The organism is Kurthia sibirica, assembly GCF_003143975.1.
Classification (GTDB): domain Bacteria; phylum Bacillota; class Bacilli; order Bacillales_A; family Planococcaceae; genus Kurthia; species Kurthia sibirica.
In genome coordinates this window covers 93,408-111,893 of sequence record NZ_QFVR01000003.1, presented here as the reverse complement: position 1 = coordinate 111,893, position 18,486 = coordinate 93,408, and the positions used below count along the sequence as shown (strand labels likewise).

Sequence of the window (18,486 nt, the reverse complement as noted above, 5' to 3'; positions counted from 1 at the left end):
CAAATAAGTAATAGTAAAATAAAAGTGGAGAAGTTAAAAAAAGAGCATTTGAGTAGATAGTGAATAAAGGAATAGCGATTCTTCCACGATATATTGGGTTAATTTCAGCTAGGATTGACTTTAATTTAGATGCCCTTATAAAAGAACAAACAGTATTTCTCTAGATAGGGGGACTGAATTCTCTACGCATGTAAATAAATAATCGAAGAGGCTCTCTTTTTGTAGTTGAAAAGAAAGCCTCTTTTTTATATATTGTCATACTTTTTTTGTTTCTCTAGAGAAACTTTTTATCTTGTAGGAAAAATAATTGTTTACTTAAGGAAAAAGATAATCTATAATCCAATATAGTTGCGTTAAGGAAAGAAAAAGTTATTGAGGAAAGAATGAGGTGAGTGACTATGAATACAATATGTGTAGAAAATTTATCCGTCTCTTATGTTGGTCATCAAGTTGTTAAAAATGTATCATTTCAATTTTCACAAAGTGCATTGATTGGTATTCTAGGACCAAATGGGGCTGGTAAGTCGACGATGATTAAAGGATTATTAGGTTTAATGCCAGCGACATACACTGCTTTAACACTTGGTGGGACAACATTAAAAATGAATCGTCGTCAAGTCGCTTATGTACCACAACGCTCGGACTTAGATTTCGACTTCCCCATCATCGTAAGAGATGTTGTATTACTTGGTACATATCCTAATTTAGGGATCATTAGAAGACCTGGGAAGAAGGAATATGCATTAGCTGCTCAATGTTTGGGGAAAGTTGGTATGAGCGATTTTGCAACACGACAAATCGGTGAACTATCCGGTGGGCAACAACAGCGTGTCTTTTTAGCACGAGCATTGGCACAACAAGCACAGTATTTATTTTTGGATGAACCGTTTGTAGGCATTGACGGAGCAAGCGAAACAATTATGATCAAAATCTTAAGAGAGCTTCGTGATGAAGGGAAAATAATATTCGTAGTTCATCATGACTTATCTAAAGTTGAAAGCTATTTTGATCAGTTAATATTATTGAATCAAGAAGTAATAGCAGCAGGAGATATAAAGGATGTCTTCACGAATGAACTGTTACAAAAAGCATATAAATCACCTTTAGTAACAATTGCCAATCGTATTGGAGGACAAATATTATGATGTTTTGGCATGATTTAATGACCTATGAATTTTTACAAAAAGCTATGATTACGTCAGTAATGGTCGGCATAATCTGTGGTATTATTGGCAGTTTCATTATTTTAAGAGGAATGGCTTTAATGGGGGATGCTATTAGCCATGCTATTTTACCAGGTGTGGCACTATCTTATATGGTGGGTATAAATTATTTTTATGGAGCCGTCATCGTCGGCATTTTTTGTGCAGTTGGTATCGGAATGATCAGTCGAAATAGCCGTGTGAAAAGTGATTCATCATTAGGAATCGTTTTTTCTGCTTTTTTTGCACTAGGTGTCATTTTGGTTTCTAAAGCGGGTAGCGCCATTGATTTAACGCAAATTCTCTTTGGAAACGTACTGGCTGTTAGAGAATCGGATATGACCATTACATTTGTTGTCGGGGTAATTGTCATAGTGGTAGTGGCTGTTTTTTATAAGGAATTACTCATCTCTAGTTTTGATCCAACAATGGCAAAAGCTTACGGATTAAATACGACGATCATTCATTATGGCATTATGATACTACTTACTTTATCGACAGTAGCCTCTTTGCAAACAGTCGGTGTTATTTTAGTCGTATCGATGCTTATTACGCCAGCATCAACAGCTTATTTACTAACAAATAAATTATCTACCATGCTTTTTTTATCAGCATTTTTTGGTGCGTTATCGGCAGTTATTGGTCTGTATAGTAGCTTTAAATACAATTTACCTTCGGGACCAGTGATTGCACTCGTAACAGTTTTATTCTTTATTTTAGCCTTATTATTTTCGCCGAAACAAGGCATTATTTGGAAAAAATTTCTATTGAAATACTAATAATCTGAAGGAAGTGTCAATTATGAAAAAAATAGGAATACTATTCGCTTTAGTCACGGCAATTTTTTTACTCGTAGCATGTGGTCATGAACAAGGTGAAATAGATGCTCATGATCAAGTGAAAATTGTCTCATCTTTTACATTGTTAACCGATATGGCAAAGGAAATTGGTGGAGATGCAGTAGAAGTACATAATCTTGTACCGACTGGACAAGACCCACATGAGTATGAGCCAAAGCCTGAAGACCTGAAAAAAACAACAGATGCACATATATTGTTATACAATGGTTTGAATTTAGAGGGCGGCCAAAAAGGTTGGTTTTTTAAAATGATTGAAGCAACAGGGCAGGATGTCAAGAAGGCATATAATGTAACGAGCTTTAAAGAAAAAGTCAAACCTCTACGCATTACAAGTCATGACGGTAAGGATGAAGAAATAAATCCACATGCCTTTATCTCACCGCAAGTGGGGGTTATTATGGCACAAAATATTAAAGCCGCCTTGATGGATGCTGTCCCAGCAAAAAAAGCGTTGTTTGAAAAAAGAGCAAATGCATATATTGATCGCTTAAATGATATGGATAGGCAATATACAATGCGCATTAATAGCATCTCGTCTGAAGATAGAGTACTTGTAACTTCGGAGCGGGCATTCCAATATTTAGCAGATGATTATGGTTTACGGGAGGGATATATTTGGGCGATTGATACAGAGGAGAATGGTTCACCAAGCCAGATGAAAAATCTTGTAGCATTTTTGAAAGAGCATAAAGTACCAGTAGTTTTTGTCGAAACAAATGTTGATGCGAGACCGATGGAAACTGTTTCAAAAGAATCCGGTGTACCAATCTACGATCAAGAAATTTATTCTGATGAAATTGGGGCTCCTGGAGATGAAGTTGACACCTATATGAAGTATTTACAATATAATATTGACGTTCTTACACAAGGATTAGGGGGCAAATAATGAACATCAGCCGTTAGGGCATATAGCTGTCTTTTCTGTAGGGGATATTTGCTTTAAAACTTTAAACTAAGCATACTAACTAGTAAGGGGGATGAGAAAATGAAAAAACTTTTACTAACTGGTTTTGAGCCATTTTTAAATTTTAAAATAAATCCGACAATGGAAGTTGTTAAAGCATTGGATGGTTTGCAAATAGGGGAGTTTGAGGTTATTGGCCGTACAATGGTCGTTGATTTTAAACAATCTGCTGAGCAACTTCAGCAACTGATTGCTAGTGAGCAACCGCAGATGATTATTTCTTTAGGTTTAGCAGGAGGAAGATCCAAAATAACACCAGAACGTATCGCGATTAATATTCGTGATGGTGAGCCAGATAATAAAGGTTATACGCCACAGGATGAGGTAATTGATGACCAGGCAAATGATGGTTATTTTACAAATTTACCGATTCGTAAAATGGTTAATTCCTTACAACAGGCGGGTTATCCTGCAGAAATATCCAATTCAGCAGGTACTTACTTATGCAATAATATCATGTTTGAAGGAATTCGCTATGCACAACGGCAAAATTCAGAAATGCTTGCCGGTTTTATCCATATTCCTGCAAATTTTGAGTTAGCAATTAGCCATGGACGTATTGCAGGATGGGCGACACGCGATCTCATTACCGCTGTGCAAATTTGTCTAGAAGAGGCAGTTAAAGCAACTCAATCCTAGTATTTTGAAAATTAGACGTATTGATTCAGGCTAGGTTTGAAGCATGAAATTTGCTATAATAGAGCAAACTGTTTTAAGGGAGTTATTAAAATGAAAAATCACGTAGACGAAGCTTATTTAGAGCTTTGTAAGCATATATTAGATGAGGGAACTGCAAAAGGTGACCGCACAGGTACAGGTACTTGGAGTACATTTGGCTATCAAATGCGTTTTAATCTACAAGAAGGCTTTCCGTTATTGACGACGAAGCGAACTGCATTTCGTTTAATTGCGACAGAGCTATTGTGGTTTTTAAAGGGCGACACGAATGTTCGTACATTAATTGCACAAAACAATCATATTTGGGATGAATGGGCATTTGAAAAATGGGTGAAAAGTGCAGATTATAGAGGACCAGATATGACGAATTTCGGACATCGTGCAGCGATAGATAATCAATTTAACACCATATATAAAGAGCAAATGGCTATTTTCCAAGAGAAAATTTTACAAGATGATACCTTTGCTCAAATTTACGGCAACCTAGGCCCTGTATATGGTAAGCAATGGCGTTCATGGCCAGATGCTACAGGGGGCACAATCGACCAGATTAAAAATGTGATTGACTCCATTAAAAATAACCCAGACTCACGTCGTCATCTTGTGACAGCGTGGAACCCTGCAGAAGTAGAGGATATGGCATTACCACCATGTCACTCACTATTCCAATTTTATGTAGCGGATGGCAAATTATCTTGTCAATTATATCAACGATCGGCAGATGTTTTTCTTGGAGTACCATTTAATATTGCTTCTTATGCATTGCTCACGCATTTAATCGCCAAAGAATGCCATTTAGAAGTAGGTGATTTTGTTCATACATTAGGTGATGCTCATATTTATAAAAATCATTTAATACAAGTTCAAGAGCAAATGTCACGTGATGCACGTGCTTTACCACAATTACTATTAAATACGGACAAAGAATCAATTTTTGATTATGAAATGGCTGATTTGATGATTGAAGGGTATGACCCCCATCCATCCATTAAAGCGCCAATTGCAGTATAGGTATGATAATCTGTAGCAGATTGTTGCTGCAGATTATTTTTATAGAGGAGGAACTCATGCAAATTCGTACGCTAGCTTATCATGAAATACCTTTAATAGGCGCGATTAATTGCCAGGAAACTAGTATGCAATCCTATAATATGAGTGGTATCCTAACAGATACGCCTTATAAAGTAAATGCTTGGGAACCGCAAAAATTAGCCGATTTCATCTTGAAAATAGAAGATATCTATTTTCATGGTGGTGTTGTTTTAGGGGCATATCAAGAAGCACGATTAGTTGGTATTGCTGTACTTGATTTACAATATATTTCAGGTTTTCGTTTGCATCTTGAAGCACTTTATATTGATCAGTTATATCGCCGGCAAGGTATTGGTAACATAATGGTGCAAAAAATACTGCAAATCGCATATGAAAAAGAGGCAGAGGCATTGTATATTCGCTCACCGCCAAGCCAAAATACAGTGGATTTTTTTTCGCATAGAGGTGCACGGTTAGCTGAACGAGTAGATTCCTATTTACAGGCATTAGCACCAGAAACGATTCAATTAGAAATACCGATTATAAGATAAAAGCTCTGTGTCAAATATTGGGATGAATGAAATTGGATGTTCAATTTCATTCATCTTTTTCATTAATTGATTTGAATAGAGGTGATTTAATGGATCAGATTTGGTGAACCTATGCTTTTTTTGTCTATTTTTCTAAAATATGAATTGTTTTAATACCGCAACATATATAATAGAACTAAGATAAAAGCTCATTTATTCCTCAAAGAGGAAAAATGAGCTTTTTTTATTTCATTAAACGATTGTTGCTGACAATTTTTATGCATGTTGTGAAGAACAGAAATCATCGTCAGTAGTTCAGGGTGTAGCAATAGTTATTTGCCCATCTGAGTAATTCTCAGGGGCTTGTTCAAAAATAAAAGTCCACGGCATACTTGTGTATGGGGGGATTTTAAGGGATTTTATTGTGAAGTGATGGCTTCTATTTGCTGTGGGTGTATGGAATTGGACTTGTCGATTCATAAAGATCATTTCTTTAGCACTGTGATTTTGTACAAGTACAGATACAAGTAGTTGCTTACGATGATTGATAGCAACTCGAATGATGGGGTGTCGATAATTGGCATGTTCATTTTTAAAAAGTTCTTCGATAATTTGTCGATCCTGTGGTGCGATTGTTCGCTGCCAAGCATCTTCGAATTGTAGCTGCATGAAAAAACCTCCATTTTTATATTGATATAATGACGCAATAACTGTTAATATGGAATATTATTGAAATGAATATAGGGATAATAGACAAAATTGTATAGATTGGACAATAATACTGAATTTAGCTTAGAAATCTATTATAATAGGAATGTTATAAATAATACAGTGGAGGTGGATAAATGATTTCATTAATCGTAGCGCATGATAAAAATCGAGTTATTGGTTTAAATAATCAAATGCCATGGCATTTACCAGGAGATTTAGCTTATTTTAAACGAATGACAATGGGCAAGCCGATTATTATGGGGCGCAATACATTTGAATCGATTGGTAGACCATTACCAGGACGCAAAAATATTATTATAACACGTAATAAAAACTATGAAGCGCAAGGTGCATCGGTTGTTCATAGTTTAACAGAAGCCATTGATCTAGCACAAAATGAACATGACGAAATAATGATCATTGGTGGTCAGCAAATATTTACTGAAGCATTACCTTTGGCCGATCGTTTATATGTGACATTAATCGATCATGAATTTGAAGGGGACACATACTTCCCTGCGTACGAAAACTGGTCTGAAAAGACTACAACTGAAAATCAAAACGGTGACGGATTTACTTTTCGTTACACTGTTTTAGAAAAATAACGAATCACTTTACTACTATAGTAGTAAAGTGATTTTTTAGTGGAGGAATTTAAGTGAATAAAGTATTAAAACAATTAGCATGTATGACATTAGTAGGGGGAGTTGCTTGGTCAGTAGCAGCTGAAGCACAGGCTGCCAGTCCAACAATAAAAGGAGCTACCACGAAAACAGTTGTGTTAGGTGGGAGCTTTAATGCAAAAACGGCTGTCACAGCTAAAGATTCAAAAGGGAAAAGTTTGACATCAAAAATTAAGATTACTGGCAAAGCTAATTTTAATAAAAAAGGGGTATATTATTATACTTATAAAGTAACTTCAGCGAAAAAAGAAACTAAAACAGTGAAACGTAAAGTGATTGTAGCTGCTAAAAGTCATGTCTTGAAACAAGAAACACGTCAATTTGATTTTAAGGGTGGCTACGGTCGTCACGCAACAAAAAATAAGGGCACAAAATTATCCTTCTACGAAAAAAGTACAGGAGGCTGGTATAAAACATCTGCAGGTTATTGGGTGAAGGACGGTATTGTTGGCGACTATGTTTATGTAGGGAAAACGAAGAAAAATTATGCGAAATCGACTTCGAAAACGTCTACTAAAATAATGAAGCATGGTATTTATAAAGTGTTGACTACAGCATCAAATGGGATGGTGAAAACGCCTGAGGGATGGTTATTAAAACCTGAATACGTTGATCTTTATGCTACTGCCGGTGAAGAACAACAACAGCAAGATATTTTAAAAATTGTTAATAATGAACGTGCAAAAACAGGTGCACAACCTCTAATCTTAGATGATACCTTGTCGAAAACAGCCATTATTCGTTCTAGTGATATGATAAAATATAAATATTTTAGCCATACATCACCAAATACAGGCGCATTTTATACACTTGTTCAACAAATGGATTATGCTTATTGGGGATTGGGTGAAAATATTGCTGCTGGTGCAGGCTCTGGAGCTGCTTATATGAATATGTGGATGAACTCCACTGGTCATCGTAACAATATTTTGAATCCGAATTATAATCGTATTGGTATTGGTGTTGTGAAAAATACAGCAGGTGGTTTCTATTCATCTGTTGCTACTCAGGTATTTGCTACACAACGCTAGATAAATGGAAATCCAAATTATATAATTAGCAAACTACAAAAAGAGATGACCACGTAATTTATGTGGTCATCTCTTTCATATAATAAAGGCTCTATAAGATTTGTTGTGCGCCATGAATGTTAATAATGGCAGTCATCGGATTGAAAGATGTACGCATCACAAAGCTGAAGAAAATAAATGATGCCCTAACAGTTACTATAACACTACCTAAGAAAACGCCTATTTGTCCATTCTGATTACATAAAACAACTAACATATCTGATGATCGGATTCAAAAATAAAGCATATAATTCTTCGCTTTAAAAAGTCGCTCAAAAGGGAAGAACTAAACCGCCTCAATTACCTAAAGTGATTGCTATTGATGAGTGTAAAGATGATGCGTACACTTTGGCGATTCAAAGGGCTTTTTAGAAGGTATTCATCATAAAAAAGTTTTCAAACACAATGCATTTGGATGTAGACATTTTGCTTATGTTCGAGTGAAGATTTGATTGAATAGGGAGAATCAAGAAATGGGTTTGCATTTAGGGTGAATGATTGGTGTAGTAAAAGACGGGGACGCCTGCCGGAAAGCATTTGTCTGAAACGAATAAATAGAAAAAGTGGCGTGATGTGAAAAATCCAAATCACGCCACTCCAATAGTTGACATAATAAATAACAAATTAATTAGACATATTCGATTATACAAACGAACATCATCGCGCTGCCAGCCAGGACAAATAGATGCCAAATAGCATGATTGTATGGAATGCGACGATTGGCATAAAAATATGCGCCAAATGTATAACAAAGACCACCTATTAATAAAATCCAAAAACCATTTAATGTAATATGTGCAACGATAGGCTTAAAGGCAAAAATAATCACCCAACCCATCATAATATAGAAGAAAAGCGATAACTTATCAAAGCGATGAATGAAAAAACATTTAAAAAGCACACCAATAACAGCGAATCCCCATTCCATGAAAAATATTGCCCAACCGAGTTTACCGCCGATTGCAAGTAAAGCAAATGGGGTATAGGTACCAGCGATTAGAATATAAATGGAAGAGTGATCTAGTATTGCGCAAAAGCGTTTATATTTTTCAGGGACGCTATGCAGTACAGTTGAGGCTAAAAATAATAGTAGCATCGAAACACCAAAGATGATAAAACTAGTCATATAAAGTGCAGAATCATATTTACCCGCCTGCATAATGAGTAAAATAAGTGCCGGAATCGCGAGGATAAAACCGATACCATGAGTAATAGCGTTCCAAAATTCTTCACTTTTTGATTTATAATCTTCTGCAGCACCGTTCATGATGCATCCCTCCCGTTACTTTTTTCGTTAAATCTATTATGCAGTGTAATAAATTCAAAAAGAATTGACATTTGTCACATGTATAACATGACAAAAGGAAGTAAAATAATAGATAACGATTACTATACAACTAAAATAGACAGACATACATAAAGGATGTGCATTGAAAATGGGACAAATTAAAATTGTATCGGATTCAACAGGCGGAATTACAAAGGAAGAAATCGAAAAATATAATATTCATATCGTACCATTAACGATTCATATTGATGGAGAAACATTCGAAGATAATGTTGATTTATCGCCAGAAGAATTTTTAGTTAAAATGGCAACGTCTAAAGAATTGCCAAAAAGTTCTCAACCAGCAGTTGGTGTCTTCGAAGAATTATTTAATGAATTAGGTAAAGATGGCGATGAAGTGTTGGTGATTACGATGACAGGTGGTATGAGTGGTACCGTTAAATCAGCGGAATCAGCGGCTTCTATATCAGATGCTAAAGTAACAGTTGTCGATTCGCGTTTCACATCATTTGGGTTAGGTTTTCAAGTGTTAGAGGCCGCAAAAATGGCACAGGCTAACAAATCGATGGATGAAATTTTAGCGCGATTAGATCATGTGCGTGCCAATACTCATTTATACGTTATTATTGATACGCTTGAAAACATGGTAAAAGGTGGACGTATTGGTAAAGGGAAGAGCTTGATGAGCTCAATTTTAAATATTAAACCGGTCGCTAATTTAGAGGGCGGCGAGTATAATTTAGTAGCTAAAGTCCGCAGTTATAAGGCGGTTGTCAAATATGTTTACAATCAATATTTAGAAGATACTGCAGGTAAAAAAGTCATTGGTGCTGGTATTCAGCATGCCGATGGAATGAAGATGGCTGAACCACTTGCCGAATTAATTAAACAATCTGGCTTCAATGATTTGAAATTTGGCTTCACTTCGCCTATTATTAGTACACATACAGGCCCTGGAGCAATCGGATTTAGCTATTACACAGAGTAAGTAGTTTGTTTCTGGATAAAGAGTTGTCTTTTTGTGCAATTTGCCTAAAGACGGCTCTTTTGTCGTTTTATAAAAGGAGAGAGTTAAACGGTGAAAAAGATCGTGTTATTTATGGTGGCAATCGCTGTTGTTTTGAGTGGTTGTGGCATTGTAAGCAATTTTAAAGACGAGAAAAATTTAGAGAAAAAAACCATTCATGTTGTCGCAATGGGTGATTCTTTGACGGTTGGTGTTGGTGATGAAGAAGATAAAGGCGGTTATATTGGTCGCTTGGCATCAGCAATGCCAAATGATATGGATGGTGTTAAAGATGTAAAAGTAACGAATACGGCACTAAAAGGTCGTCGCTCCGATGAATTAATCACACAAATCAAGAGTGGTGATCTTGATGATGATTTGAAGAAAGCAGACGTTATATCATTAACAATTGGTGGAAACGACTTGATGAAAATTGTTCGTGAAAATATGACCAATTTAACAAAGGCAACCTTTGACAAAGAAAGAGCTACTTTTAACAAACGTTATAAGGAAGTATTTGATCTAATCCGTCAAAGAAATGAGCAAGCGCCAATAATTTTACTAGGATTATACAATCCATTAACGGTCTATACAGAAGACCCATCTGAGCTCAATGCTATCTTAAAAGAGTGGAATGGTGATATGCAAAAAATCGCCAAAAAAGATGGATATGCACAATTCATTGCTGTAGAAGATTTATTTGATTCAAATGACAATGAAGTATATAGTGAAGATTATTTCCATCCGAATGCAAAAGGGTATCAACTGATGACCCAACGTATAGAAGATACTTTACGAAAAAATAATTTATTAAAACTTTCAGGCGGTACAATTGATTTTAAGGATGTTGATAAAGATGAAAAATAAATGGAAAGTAGCTTTTATATCATTAGCTACAGCTGTATTAGTCATACTTATTCTCGTGACGACCTTGTTGTTTAGCGGAGGCAAAAATATGGCAAAACCAGAGCCAAAGGTACATAATGGCAGTGTAGTTACCATCACAACAAAACCAATAGATTTTGAAAAAATGGCTAATAAAATGATTGGTAATGCAACAAATGGTAGTGCGTTACAAGCCTATATTAAAGTGGACGATGATGTGAAAATCAAGAGTAATGTGGAAGCTTTAGGGGTAAATGTTCCAATAACACTGGATTTTGAACCCGAAGTGGATGATCAGGGTAATATTATCTTACATCAAACAAATGTCACAGTGGGATTACTTGATTTACCTGCACAAGCTGCATTAAAATTACTACGTGACTCAAATAAATTACCTGATTGGATCACAGTTCAACCAAGTGATAAAACAGCTTATATGGACCTTTCAGCAGTGGAACTTCCAATCGGGTCTGAGAATGCTCATTTACAAGCAAAAGAATTTGACTTAACGAACAATAAGATTGTATTAGATATAATCGTTCCGTAAACGGATAAAGGGAGTGAGTGCAATGGCGACTGAAAAAGCAATATTTGCAGGAGGATGTTTTTGGTGTTTAATCAAGCCCTTTGATAAAGAACCAGGAATTATTAAAGTATTGTCGGGATATACGGGGGGGACGAAAGTAGATCCTACGTATGAAGAGGTATGTTTGGAGCAAACGGGTCATTATGAGGCAGTTGAGATCGAATATGATCCAGCAATTTATCCATATGAAAAAATTGTAGAGACTTTCTGGAAACTAATCGACCCAACGGATGAAGGCGGCCAATTTTATGACCGTGGTAGTTCATATCGTACGGCGATTTTTTATCAAAACGAAGACCAAAAACGACTAGCTGAAAAATCGAGAGCAGCATTACAAGCTTCTGGTAAATTCAAGAAAAATATCGTCACACCAATTCTCGTAGCGAAGCCGTTTTATATCGCAGAAGAATATCATCAATACTACTATAGAAAAAATCCAACTCACTATGAGCGTTATGCAGTAGGCTCAGGGAGAGCAGATTTCCAACTAGAGAAATGGGGCAATCGAGATGGAAAATAAAGAACAGCGTTTAAAAGAGCTAACAGCTATCCAATTCCAAGTTACACAACAAGAGGGTACAGAAGCACCATTTCAAAATGAATTTGATCAAAACTTTGAAGATGGAATTTATGTGGACATCGTATCAGGTGAACCGTTATTTTCATCAAAAGACAAATTTGATGCAGGTTGTGGATGGCCAGCTTTTGCAAAACCGATTGCTGATACGCAATTAGCAGAATTAAAAGATCAACGTTTTGGTATGACACGTACTGAAGTACGTAGCTCAGATGCAGATTCACATCTTGGTCATCTTTTTCCAGATGGACCAAAAGAATTAGGTGGTATGCGTTATTGCATCAATTCAGCAGCGTTAGCGTTTGTGAAAGTGGATGAATTGGAAGCACAAGGTTATGGTGAATACCTAACTTTATTTAAATAATTTTGGAAAAGTAGCAACAAGTAGTGTGGCTTTACACGAAATAACGTTGATGAAGAAAAAGTACCGGTCTCAATTGAGATTGGTGCAGAAACTTCATGAACGTTTTTTTATGCGTTCTATTATCTAGATTCGGGTTTTAAGGTTCTATTATAGATGTTGGGGTATTAAAACAATTCATATTTTAGAAAAATAGACAGAAAAAAGCACAGGTTCACCAAATCTTCTATACTTAACATACTGCATAATAAGTAAGTGAAAGGTGAGCTGTGCTGTATGAAGTCTAGCATGAATATTCCAGAGTTAAAAAATATTTTGATTACGAAAATCAAAGAAATGGAGGAGCGGTTGCTTTTTTATAGGAATGCTTCAAGGCATTCATGGTGATCTGGTCTAAGCATCGTCGCTTTACTTGCTCTTGTAAGAAATGGTTGTCAGAAAAGACTTTTTAGTATAACAGTCACTGAAAACCAATGGCAAGCGGCATTTCACATATGATTAATGCTTTTAAAATTCATTCACTATACACAATTACTGGGCTGTAGTATTCATATTTGCCGTAGTCGTTGCTGCAATGGCAAGTGCTTGACTAAGATCTGCTATGAGGTCATCAACATTCTCAAGACCTACCGATAAACGTAGGAGACCATCCGTAATCCCTCTTGCTTGACGTTCTGCAAGGGGGATGGCTGCATGACTCATTGTTGGTGGGTACGATAAAATGGATTCAACACCACCGAGGCTAACAGCAAAAATGGGAATGGTCATATGTTCAACGACAAGTTGTGTAAATTGTTTGGTAGGTAATGTAAAGGAAAGTACAGCACCTGCTGACGTACTTTGTGACTGATGAATAGCATAGCCAATATGGCATGGAAGCCCAGGATAGTATACGTCCACGACATCTTCATGAGCATGCAAAAATTCTGCGATTTTTTGAGCATTTCTACTAGAAAAGTCTAGACGTGCACGCAGTGTTTTAATACCTTGAATGACAGAAAATGAATCATGTGGACTTAAAATAGCCCCCATACCATTTTGAATAGCATAAATAGCCTTACTCATTTCTTCATCCTTTGTTATAGCTAAACCAGCAATTACTTCACTATGACCACCTAAAAATTTTGTCGCACTATGCAATACGACATCTACACCTAAAGCTAATGGTTGTTGGTATAGTGGTGTCATAAATGTATTGTCGACAAATGTTTTTAAATGATATTTTTGAGCCAGTGCCACAACACCTCGAATATCAGTAATACCGAGCAATGGATTTGCGGGTGTTTCTGCATATAATACGACAGTATTTGGCTGTATAGCAGCCTCAACTGCTGCTAAATCAGTAAAATCAGCAAAGCTATGACTAATACCATACTTGGGTAGTAGTGTAGTAACGAAACGGTATGTCCCTCCATATACTTCATTTGTAATAACAAGGTGATCGCCGGCGTTTAATGTTAATAAGGTGGCTGTAATTGCAGCAATACCAGAAGAAAAGGCAAAACCTCGATGACCATTTTCTAGGCGTGCAATTGTTTTTTCAAGCGCATCACGTGTAGGATTACCAGAACGACTATAATCAAAAGGACCAAATGAATCAAATGAAGATTGATCGAAAGTAGATGATGCATAAATAGGGATGTTTACTGCACCGGTTTTTTTTTCATAATCATGTAGAGTAGAGCCTGTCACAAGTAAGGTGTCAAGTTGCTGCGTTATTTTAGTCATGTACGATGGCCTCACTTTCTAAGTAATTGAATACTTGCTGTAAATCTGCAATAATATCCTCAGATTCTTCGATACCAACTGAGAAACGCAATAAGGAATCATCTACACCACGCGCTTCTCGGATATATTGTGGAATATCAGCATGGGTTTGAGTCGTTGGGTACGTAATGAATGATTCGACACCACCAAGACTTTCAGCAAATGCAATTAGTTTGAGTTGTTGTAAAAAAGGTGCGACCTGAGTACCTGATTGCAATCGGAAGGAGACCATCCCTCCTCTTCCCGCATACATCACGTCACGTATTTGCGGTTGTTGAGCTAAATAAGCAACGATTTCTTTGGCATTTATCGTATGCTGTTTCATGCGTAAATGCAATGTTTTTAAGCCGCGTAAAAGCAACCAACTATCAAAAGGAGCTAAGGTCATTCCAATTGCATTATGCTGTAAGAAAATTCTTTCACTCAATTCGACACCCTTTGATACGACTAGACCAGCTAAGACATCATTATGACCACCGATATACTTTGTACCGCTGTGAATGACAATATGCGCGCCAAGCTCAAGAGGACGCTGATAATAAGGTGTTAAAAAGGTATTATCTACAATGAGTAAGATAGCGTATTTTGCTGCAAGTTTAGCATAGGCTTCGATTGAAATTTCCTTCATCAAAGGATTTGTAGGTGTTTCGATAAAGATTGCTTTTACATGATGCAAGCATATTTTTTCTTCTACAGCCTCAATCGAATCAAATGGGTCAAATAAAGCTGTTATACCATATTGTTTATCATATTGTGTTGCAAGACGGTATGTGCCACCATATAAATCATCTGGATAAATAATCGCATCTCCTGCTTCGAAAAGAGCAAGTACAAGATGAATGGCCGCCATACCGCTACTACAAGCACAACAAGCATCTCCGCCCTCCAATTTAGCAAATTCCTGCTCTAATACAGAACGTGTAGGATTTTTAGTTCGCGTATAATCAAAACCAGTCGACTGTCCAAGCCCCTCATGGCGATAAGCCGTCGATAAGTAGATTGGTGTATTAATTGCACCTGTTTTTGCATCTGTTTGTGTACCAACCTGCGTTAATAAAGTCTCAATTTTCGTCATTGTCATCATCCTTTTTAAATAATATAAAAAGGTTCTCTTCATCGTAAGAAGAGAACCCTTGTTTAAAGTGTGATCCTCTTATCTTTAGAGACAATAAGCCTCAGTGGAATTAGCACCGTTCCAATAATAGGAGGTTGCTGAGATTTCGCAGGGCCATATCCCTCCATCTCTCTTGATAAGAAAGCTATACAATTGCTGTTAATAAAAAGTAATTAAACGAATCTTACCATGTTCATACAGACAATACAATGATGAATTGAAAAATTATTCAGAATTGATTGAAAATAGACATACGAAATTAATTGAAGAGTAAGTCCGATATTTTTTTTGATAAATAATCAATTTTATGTTTCATAAGATCTTCATCAAATAAATTATCATATTTTTCAAATAGTAATTGTTCTTTTTGCAGTTGATAAAAATCCCATAATACTTGATGGATGGACAAGTTATTTTTCATTAAAAATTTCATATCAAACCATGTTTCGTACAGCTGTTGCTGTTGGATAATAAGAGCAGGATTGAGGTTTCTGAAGTATCCTTTTTTAGTGCCAAATTGATAAAAAGAAATAGTTTGTTGATCCCGTTCTTCAAGTACTGTGGTTAAACGATTATACATCTCTGGATACATATCTTTTAATTGTTTCAAAAATGAATGAGGTACTAATAGAGCAAGCAATGTAGATTGCTCCAATACGAGTATGAAATTTGTAATTATTTTTTCTTCTTCATCAATGAGGTACAATCTGTTTTTTTCAATATACTGTATGAATCCATTAGTAAAATGATTAAAAATATCTTCTTTATTTATAAAATACTTATATAAAGTAGCACGACTAATATTCATGAGTTTTGCCATATCCTCCATGCTCATAGTAGTAAATTGATGCGTGCGGATATGAGCAAGTACCTGTAATATCAGTTTTTGTTGCTGTTGTTGTTTTTTTGTTGCGTCCAAGTCTAACAACCTCCTATTTCATCTAGTATATCAGAAATAAAAATGTACGAAATAGACAATAAAAGTTTTAATTGTCTATTTTATTATGATATGATATTTCCATATATTACAAAGGAGTTGCATGTGGATGAAAATGCGTTCATTAGGTAATACCAATATTGAAGTTTCAACAGAGGGCCTAGGGTTGATGGGGATGTCACCAGGTATATATGGTGAAGTTGATGACACAGAATCAATAAAAATAATTCATCGTGCATTAGAATTAGGTATAAACCTATTCGATACAGCTGATACTTATGGTGGCGGACATAATGAAGAATTATTGGGGAGGGCTTTGCGTGGCGTTAAACGACATCAGGCAGTTGTCGCAACAAAATTTACTTTTGGGCCTCATTTTCAATTTATAGGTGGCCATCCTGACTATGTGAAAAAAGCAATTGATCAATCACTACAACGCTTAGGTTTGGATTATATTGATCTCTATTATCAACATCGTATGGATCCAAATATACCAATTGAAGAAATAGTAGGCGCTATGGCAGAGCTCGTCCAAGCAGGTAAGGTAAGGGCATTAGGGCTTTCTGAAGCAAATTCACAACAAATTAGACGGGCATATAACACGCATCCAATAGCGGTACTTCAGACAGAATATTCTCTATGGAGTCGAGAAATTGAAGCTGATATTTTGCCGACAACACGTGAGCTAGGCATCACACATATTGCCTATAGTCCTTTAAGTCGTGGATTTATATCAGGTAAGTTAAAAACAATAAATGATTTAAATAAAGATGATATTAGACGTAGATTACCACGATTTCAAAAAGAAAACTTTCAATTGAATGTTGAAATAGTAAATAGCTTAGCCGTGATGGCACGTTCAAAAAATGTTACAATTGTTCAACTTGCATTGGCGTGGACCATAGCCAATGGAGCTGTACCTATTCCGGGTACAAAACATATGAATTATTTAGAGGATAATGTAAAAGCGGTAGATGTGATCTTATCAAGTGACGAGTTAAAAATTCTTAATAGCGTGAGTACAACGATATCGGGTACACGCTATTAAGCGTTCACAAAAGTGAAATACTATATGCTATTCAATATTCTAGACAAAAAAATGAGAAACGGCGTTTAGGCAGTTTCTCATTTTTGTTGTGTTAAAAGAGCGGGAAGGCAGTGGCCTAAGCGCTGTATAAATAGAAATTATTTAATTTTTGTTAATTCAAAGGTAGTTTTGTCGCTCTTTGTCATTTTTACGATACCAGCTTTAGGGGCAATGTAAAATACGTAACCGTCACCTTTTACTGTAGCGACACTTTTAAATGTTCCTGCAGCTGTTTTAATGGTTTTATTTGCGCCAGTTACTTTGTAGCTGTCTTTGCCATTTTTATAGCTTTGATCTACCTTGAATGGATAAGGTAATACTTTTACTGCTGTTTTCGTAGACTTACCATAGAATACACCAGCAGCTGTTTCTTTTATGTAAAAAGAAGTTGCTTTTTTATTGATTGTAGATTTCCAAGTAATAAAATTTGATGCTGCTTTTTTATTTGCTGAAGACAAGACACCATTTTGACCGTTTGCTTTAAATGAATATTTTTTAGACGTTAAAGGCTCATAGCTTAGTTTTTTAGTAGTATTGACCGGCGTTTTTTTTGTTGCTGTTGGTTTAACAGGTTTGGTAGTCGTTGCTTTTTTAGTGGTGACAAAATCTTTGTATACATAGTTTTTCTTACCATTATGATCAAATTCTACCCAACCAAATTGCGATGTGCTATTCACATGAATTTGGACGCCTTTTTGTAGAATACCAAGCGCCTTGCCAGCAGAACTTGCTTTAGCATAAAAATAGACATTTGATTTAATAGAGGCATTTGCTGTTTTTGTAGATTTGACCTTTGTTATAAGCTTGTCGGATGTAGCCGTCGTTTTTGTCGCTATTAAATTGACATGATCCTTAGAAACATAGGCAGTTTTAGTAGCGAATTTAATTTGATACCAATAAGTTGTTTCTTTTGTAATAGTAATTTTAGTACCTTTTTTTAAAACACCTAATTTTTTTGATTTGGGTGTTGATTCAGCACGTACAATGACGTCTTTTGAAACGACACCTGCTTTCGTTTGAGTTGCAGCATTGGCTGTAAATATTGGTGATACGTATGGCATTGTTGCGCCAGTTAAAATTCCTAGTGATAAAACATATTTTGTTAATTTCATATCGATTCACTCCTCTGACGACCATAGTACCACCGT

Annotated in this window: 20 protein-coding genes and 1 riboswitch; of the genes, 14 read left to right on the top strand and 6 right to left on the bottom strand. The window is 35.9% G+C overall.

The features are described from left to right. Positions 1 to 398 precede the first annotated feature (398 nt). From DEX24_RS03415 to DEX24_RS03390, 6 genes are all read left to right on the top strand, one after another. The gene (locus DEX24_RS03415) at positions 399 to 1,145 is read left to right on the top strand and encodes a metal ABC transporter ATP-binding protein (protein ID WP_109305001.1); all 747 of its coding nucleotides are present in this window, start codon (positions 399 to 401) and stop codon (positions 1,143 to 1,145) included. Then, complete coding sequence (locus DEX24_RS03410; RefSeq protein WP_109305000.1) at positions 1,142 to 1,981, top strand: metal ABC transporter permease; 840 nt, start codon at positions 1,142 to 1,144, stop codon at positions 1,979 to 1,981. The genes DEX24_RS03415 and DEX24_RS03410 overlap by 4 nt, the downstream gene beginning before the upstream one ends. 22 nt (positions 1,982 to 2,003) lie before the next feature. Then, positions 2,004 to 2,948 carry a metal ABC transporter solute-binding protein, Zn/Mn family gene (locus DEX24_RS03405; protein ID WP_109304999.1) on the top strand — a complete coding sequence of 315 codons (945 nt, stop codon included), beginning with the start codon at positions 2,004 to 2,006 and terminating at the stop codon, positions 2,946 to 2,948. A gap of 99 nt (positions 2,949 to 3,047) precedes the next feature. After that, on the top strand, positions 3,048 to 3,665 hold the full coding sequence (locus DEX24_RS03400; RefSeq protein WP_109304998.1) for a pyroglutamyl-peptidase I: 618 nt from the start codon (positions 3,048 to 3,050) through the stop codon (positions 3,663 to 3,665). A 90-nt stretch (positions 3,666 to 3,755) separates the two neighbouring features. Continuing rightward, positions 3,756 to 4,715 carry a thymidylate synthase gene (locus tag DEX24_RS03395; protein WP_109304997.1) on the top strand — a complete coding sequence of 320 codons (960 nt, stop codon included), beginning with the start codon at positions 3,756 to 3,758 and terminating at the stop codon, positions 4,713 to 4,715. A 56-nt stretch (positions 4,716 to 4,771) separates the two neighbouring features. Next, positions 4,772 to 5,287: a GNAT family N-acetyltransferase gene (locus tag DEX24_RS03390; RefSeq protein ID WP_170112827.1), complete on the top strand. Its 516-nt coding sequence runs from the start codon at positions 4,772 to 4,774 to the stop codon at positions 5,285 to 5,287. A 294-nt stretch (positions 5,288 to 5,581) separates the two neighbouring features. Here DEX24_RS03390 and DEX24_RS03385 read toward each other — a convergent pair whose 3' ends face one another. Further along, complete coding sequence (locus tag DEX24_RS03385; protein WP_109304995.1) at positions 5,582 to 5,935, bottom strand: SLAP domain-containing protein; 354 nt, start codon at positions 5,933 to 5,935, stop codon at positions 5,582 to 5,584. Between the two features lie 176 nt (positions 5,936 to 6,111). Between DEX24_RS03385 and DEX24_RS03380 the strand changes: the two genes are divergently transcribed. Together DEX24_RS03380 and DEX24_RS03375 are read left to right on the top strand one after the other, a co-directional pair. Then, positions 6,112 to 6,582, top strand: coding sequence for a dihydrofolate reductase (locus DEX24_RS03380; protein ID WP_109304994.1), 471 nt, complete (start codon positions 6,112 to 6,114; stop codon positions 6,580 to 6,582). Between the two features lie 53 nt (positions 6,583 to 6,635). Next, positions 6,636 to 7,691 (top strand): CAP domain-containing protein, encoded by a 1,056-nt coding sequence (locus DEX24_RS03375; RefSeq protein WP_109304993.1) that lies wholly within the window; start codon positions 6,636 to 6,638, stop codon positions 7,689 to 7,691. Positions 7,692 to 8,358: 667 nt separating this feature from the next. On the opposite strand, the gene trhA is transcribed toward DEX24_RS03375, so the two are convergent. Beyond that, positions 8,359 to 8,997 carry a PAQR family membrane homeostasis protein TrhA gene (trhA, locus tag DEX24_RS03370; protein WP_109304992.1) on the bottom strand — a complete coding sequence of 213 codons (639 nt, stop codon included), beginning with the start codon at positions 8,995 to 8,997 and terminating at the stop codon, positions 8,359 to 8,361. A gap of 169 nt (positions 8,998 to 9,166) precedes the next feature. On the opposite strand from trhA, the gene DEX24_RS03365 reads away from it, so the two are divergent. From DEX24_RS03365 to msrB, 5 genes are all read left to right on the top strand, one after another. Continuing rightward, positions 9,167 to 10,006 carry a DegV family protein gene (locus tag DEX24_RS03365; RefSeq protein WP_109304991.1) on the top strand — a complete coding sequence of 280 codons (840 nt, stop codon included), beginning with the start codon at positions 9,167 to 9,169 and terminating at the stop codon, positions 10,004 to 10,006. 90 nt (positions 10,007 to 10,096) lie between these two features. Then, positions 10,097 to 10,891 (top strand): GDSL-type esterase/lipase family protein, encoded by a 795-nt coding sequence (locus DEX24_RS03360; protein WP_109304990.1) that lies wholly within the window; start codon positions 10,097 to 10,099, stop codon positions 10,889 to 10,891. Beyond that, complete coding sequence (locus DEX24_RS03355) at positions 10,881 to 11,456, top strand: YpmS family protein (protein WP_170112826.1); 576 nt, start codon at positions 10,881 to 10,883, stop codon at positions 11,454 to 11,456. Before DEX24_RS03360 ends, DEX24_RS03355 begins: the two co-directional genes overlap by 11 nt. 22 nt (positions 11,457 to 11,478) lie before the next feature. Further along, positions 11,479 to 12,015 (top strand): peptide-methionine (S)-S-oxide reductase MsrA, encoded by a 537-nt coding sequence (msrA, locus tag DEX24_RS03350; protein WP_109304988.1) that lies wholly within the window; start codon positions 11,479 to 11,481, stop codon positions 12,013 to 12,015. Continuing rightward, on the top strand, positions 12,005 to 12,436 hold the full coding sequence (gene msrB / locus DEX24_RS03345) for a peptide-methionine (R)-S-oxide reductase MsrB (RefSeq protein ID WP_109304987.1): 432 nt from the start codon (positions 12,005 to 12,007) through the stop codon (positions 12,434 to 12,436). The genes msrA and msrB overlap by 11 nt, the downstream gene beginning before the upstream one ends. Positions 12,437 to 12,964: 528 nt before the next feature. On the opposite strand, the gene DEX24_RS03340 is transcribed toward msrB, so the two are convergent. The 3 genes from DEX24_RS03340 to DEX24_RS03330 form a co-directional block, all read right to left on the bottom strand. Further along, positions 12,965 to 14,161 carry a PLP-dependent transferase gene (locus DEX24_RS03340; RefSeq protein ID WP_186819614.1) on the bottom strand — a complete coding sequence of 399 codons (1,197 nt, stop codon included), beginning with the start codon at positions 14,159 to 14,161 and terminating at the stop codon, positions 12,965 to 12,967. Next, positions 14,154 to 15,281 (bottom strand): PLP-dependent transferase, encoded by a 1,128-nt coding sequence (locus DEX24_RS03335; protein ID WP_109305101.1) that lies wholly within the window; start codon positions 15,279 to 15,281, stop codon positions 14,154 to 14,156. The genes DEX24_RS03340 and DEX24_RS03335 overlap by 8 nt, the downstream gene beginning before the upstream one ends. A gap of 69 nt (positions 15,282 to 15,350) precedes the next feature. Beyond that, a riboswitch (SAM riboswitch) is annotated at positions 15,351 to 15,457 on the bottom strand. 116 nt (positions 15,458 to 15,573) lie between these two features. Beyond that, positions 15,574 to 16,233, bottom strand: coding sequence for a TetR/AcrR family transcriptional regulator (locus DEX24_RS03330; protein ID WP_109304986.1), 660 nt, complete (start codon positions 16,231 to 16,233; stop codon positions 15,574 to 15,576). Positions 16,234 to 16,360: 127 nt separating this feature from the next. Between DEX24_RS03330 and DEX24_RS03325 the strand changes: the two genes are divergently transcribed. After that, positions 16,361 to 17,299, top strand: coding sequence for an aldo/keto reductase (locus tag DEX24_RS03325; RefSeq protein WP_109304985.1), 939 nt, complete (start codon positions 16,361 to 16,363; stop codon positions 17,297 to 17,299). A 137-nt stretch (positions 17,300 to 17,436) separates the two neighbouring features. On the opposite strand, the gene DEX24_RS03320 is transcribed toward DEX24_RS03325, so the two are convergent. Next, a complete protein-coding gene (locus DEX24_RS03320; protein WP_109304984.1) occupies positions 17,437 to 18,450 on the bottom strand; it encodes an SH3 domain-containing protein in 1,014 nt (337 codons plus the stop codon). Positions 18,451 to 18,486: the final 36 nt, after the last annotated feature.

Excerpts from the sequence above, each read along its gene's own strand:
- msrA (WP_109304988.1), top strand. The coding sequence starts at position 11,479 with ATGGCGACTGAAAAAGCAATATTTGCAGGAGGATGTTTTTGGTGTTTA.
- DEX24_RS03380 (WP_109304994.1), top strand. The coding sequence starts at position 6,112 with ATGATTTCATTAATCGTAGCGCATGATAAAAATCGAGTTATTGGTTTA.
- msrB (WP_109304987.1), top strand. The coding sequence starts at position 12,005 with ATGGAAAATAAAGAACAGCGTTTAAAAGAGCTAACAGCTATCCAATTC.
- DEX24_RS03325 (WP_109304985.1), top strand. The coding sequence starts at position 16,361 with ATGAAAATGCGTTCATTAGGTAATACCAATATTGAAGTTTCAACAGAG.
- DEX24_RS03415 (WP_109305001.1), top strand. The coding sequence starts at position 399 with ATGAATACAATATGTGTAGAAAATTTATCCGTCTCTTATGTTGGTCAT.
- DEX24_RS03365 (WP_109304991.1), top strand. The coding sequence starts at position 9,167 with ATGGGACAAATTAAAATTGTATCGGATTCAACAGGCGGAATTACAAAG.
- DEX24_RS03390 (WP_170112827.1), top strand. The coding sequence starts at position 4,772 with ATGCAAATTCGTACGCTAGCTTATCATGAAATACCTTTAATAGGCGCG.
- DEX24_RS03395 (WP_109304997.1), top strand. The coding sequence starts at position 3,756 with ATGAAAAATCACGTAGACGAAGCTTATTTAGAGCTTTGTAAGCATATA.
- DEX24_RS03400 (WP_109304998.1), top strand. The coding sequence starts at position 3,048 with ATGAAAAAACTTTTACTAACTGGTTTTGAGCCATTTTTAAATTTTAAA.
- DEX24_RS03340 (WP_186819614.1), bottom strand. The coding sequence starts at position 14,161 with ATGACTAAAATAACGCAGCAACTTGACACCTTACTTGTGACAGGCTCT.
- trhA (WP_109304992.1), bottom strand. The coding sequence starts at position 8,997 with ATGAACGGTGCTGCAGAAGATTATAAATCAAAAAGTGAAGAATTTTGG.
- DEX24_RS03335 (WP_109305101.1), bottom strand. The coding sequence starts at position 15,281 with ATGACAATGACGAAAATTGAGACTTTATTAACGCAGGTTGGTACACAA.
- DEX24_RS03385 (WP_109304995.1), bottom strand. The coding sequence starts at position 5,935 with ATGCAGCTACAATTCGAAGATGCTTGGCAGCGAACAATCGCACCACAG.
- DEX24_RS03410 (WP_109305000.1), top strand. The coding sequence starts at position 1,142 with ATGATGTTTTGGCATGATTTAATGACCTATGAATTTTTACAAAAAGCT.
- DEX24_RS03320 (WP_109304984.1), bottom strand. The coding sequence starts at position 18,450 with ATGAAATTAACAAAATATGTTTTATCACTAGGAATTTTAACTGGCGCA.
- DEX24_RS03405 (WP_109304999.1), top strand. The coding sequence starts at position 2,004 with ATGAAAAAAATAGGAATACTATTCGCTTTAGTCACGGCAATTTTTTTA.
- DEX24_RS03355 (WP_170112826.1), top strand. The coding sequence starts at position 10,881 with ATGAAAAATAAATGGAAAGTAGCTTTTATATCATTAGCTACAGCTGTA.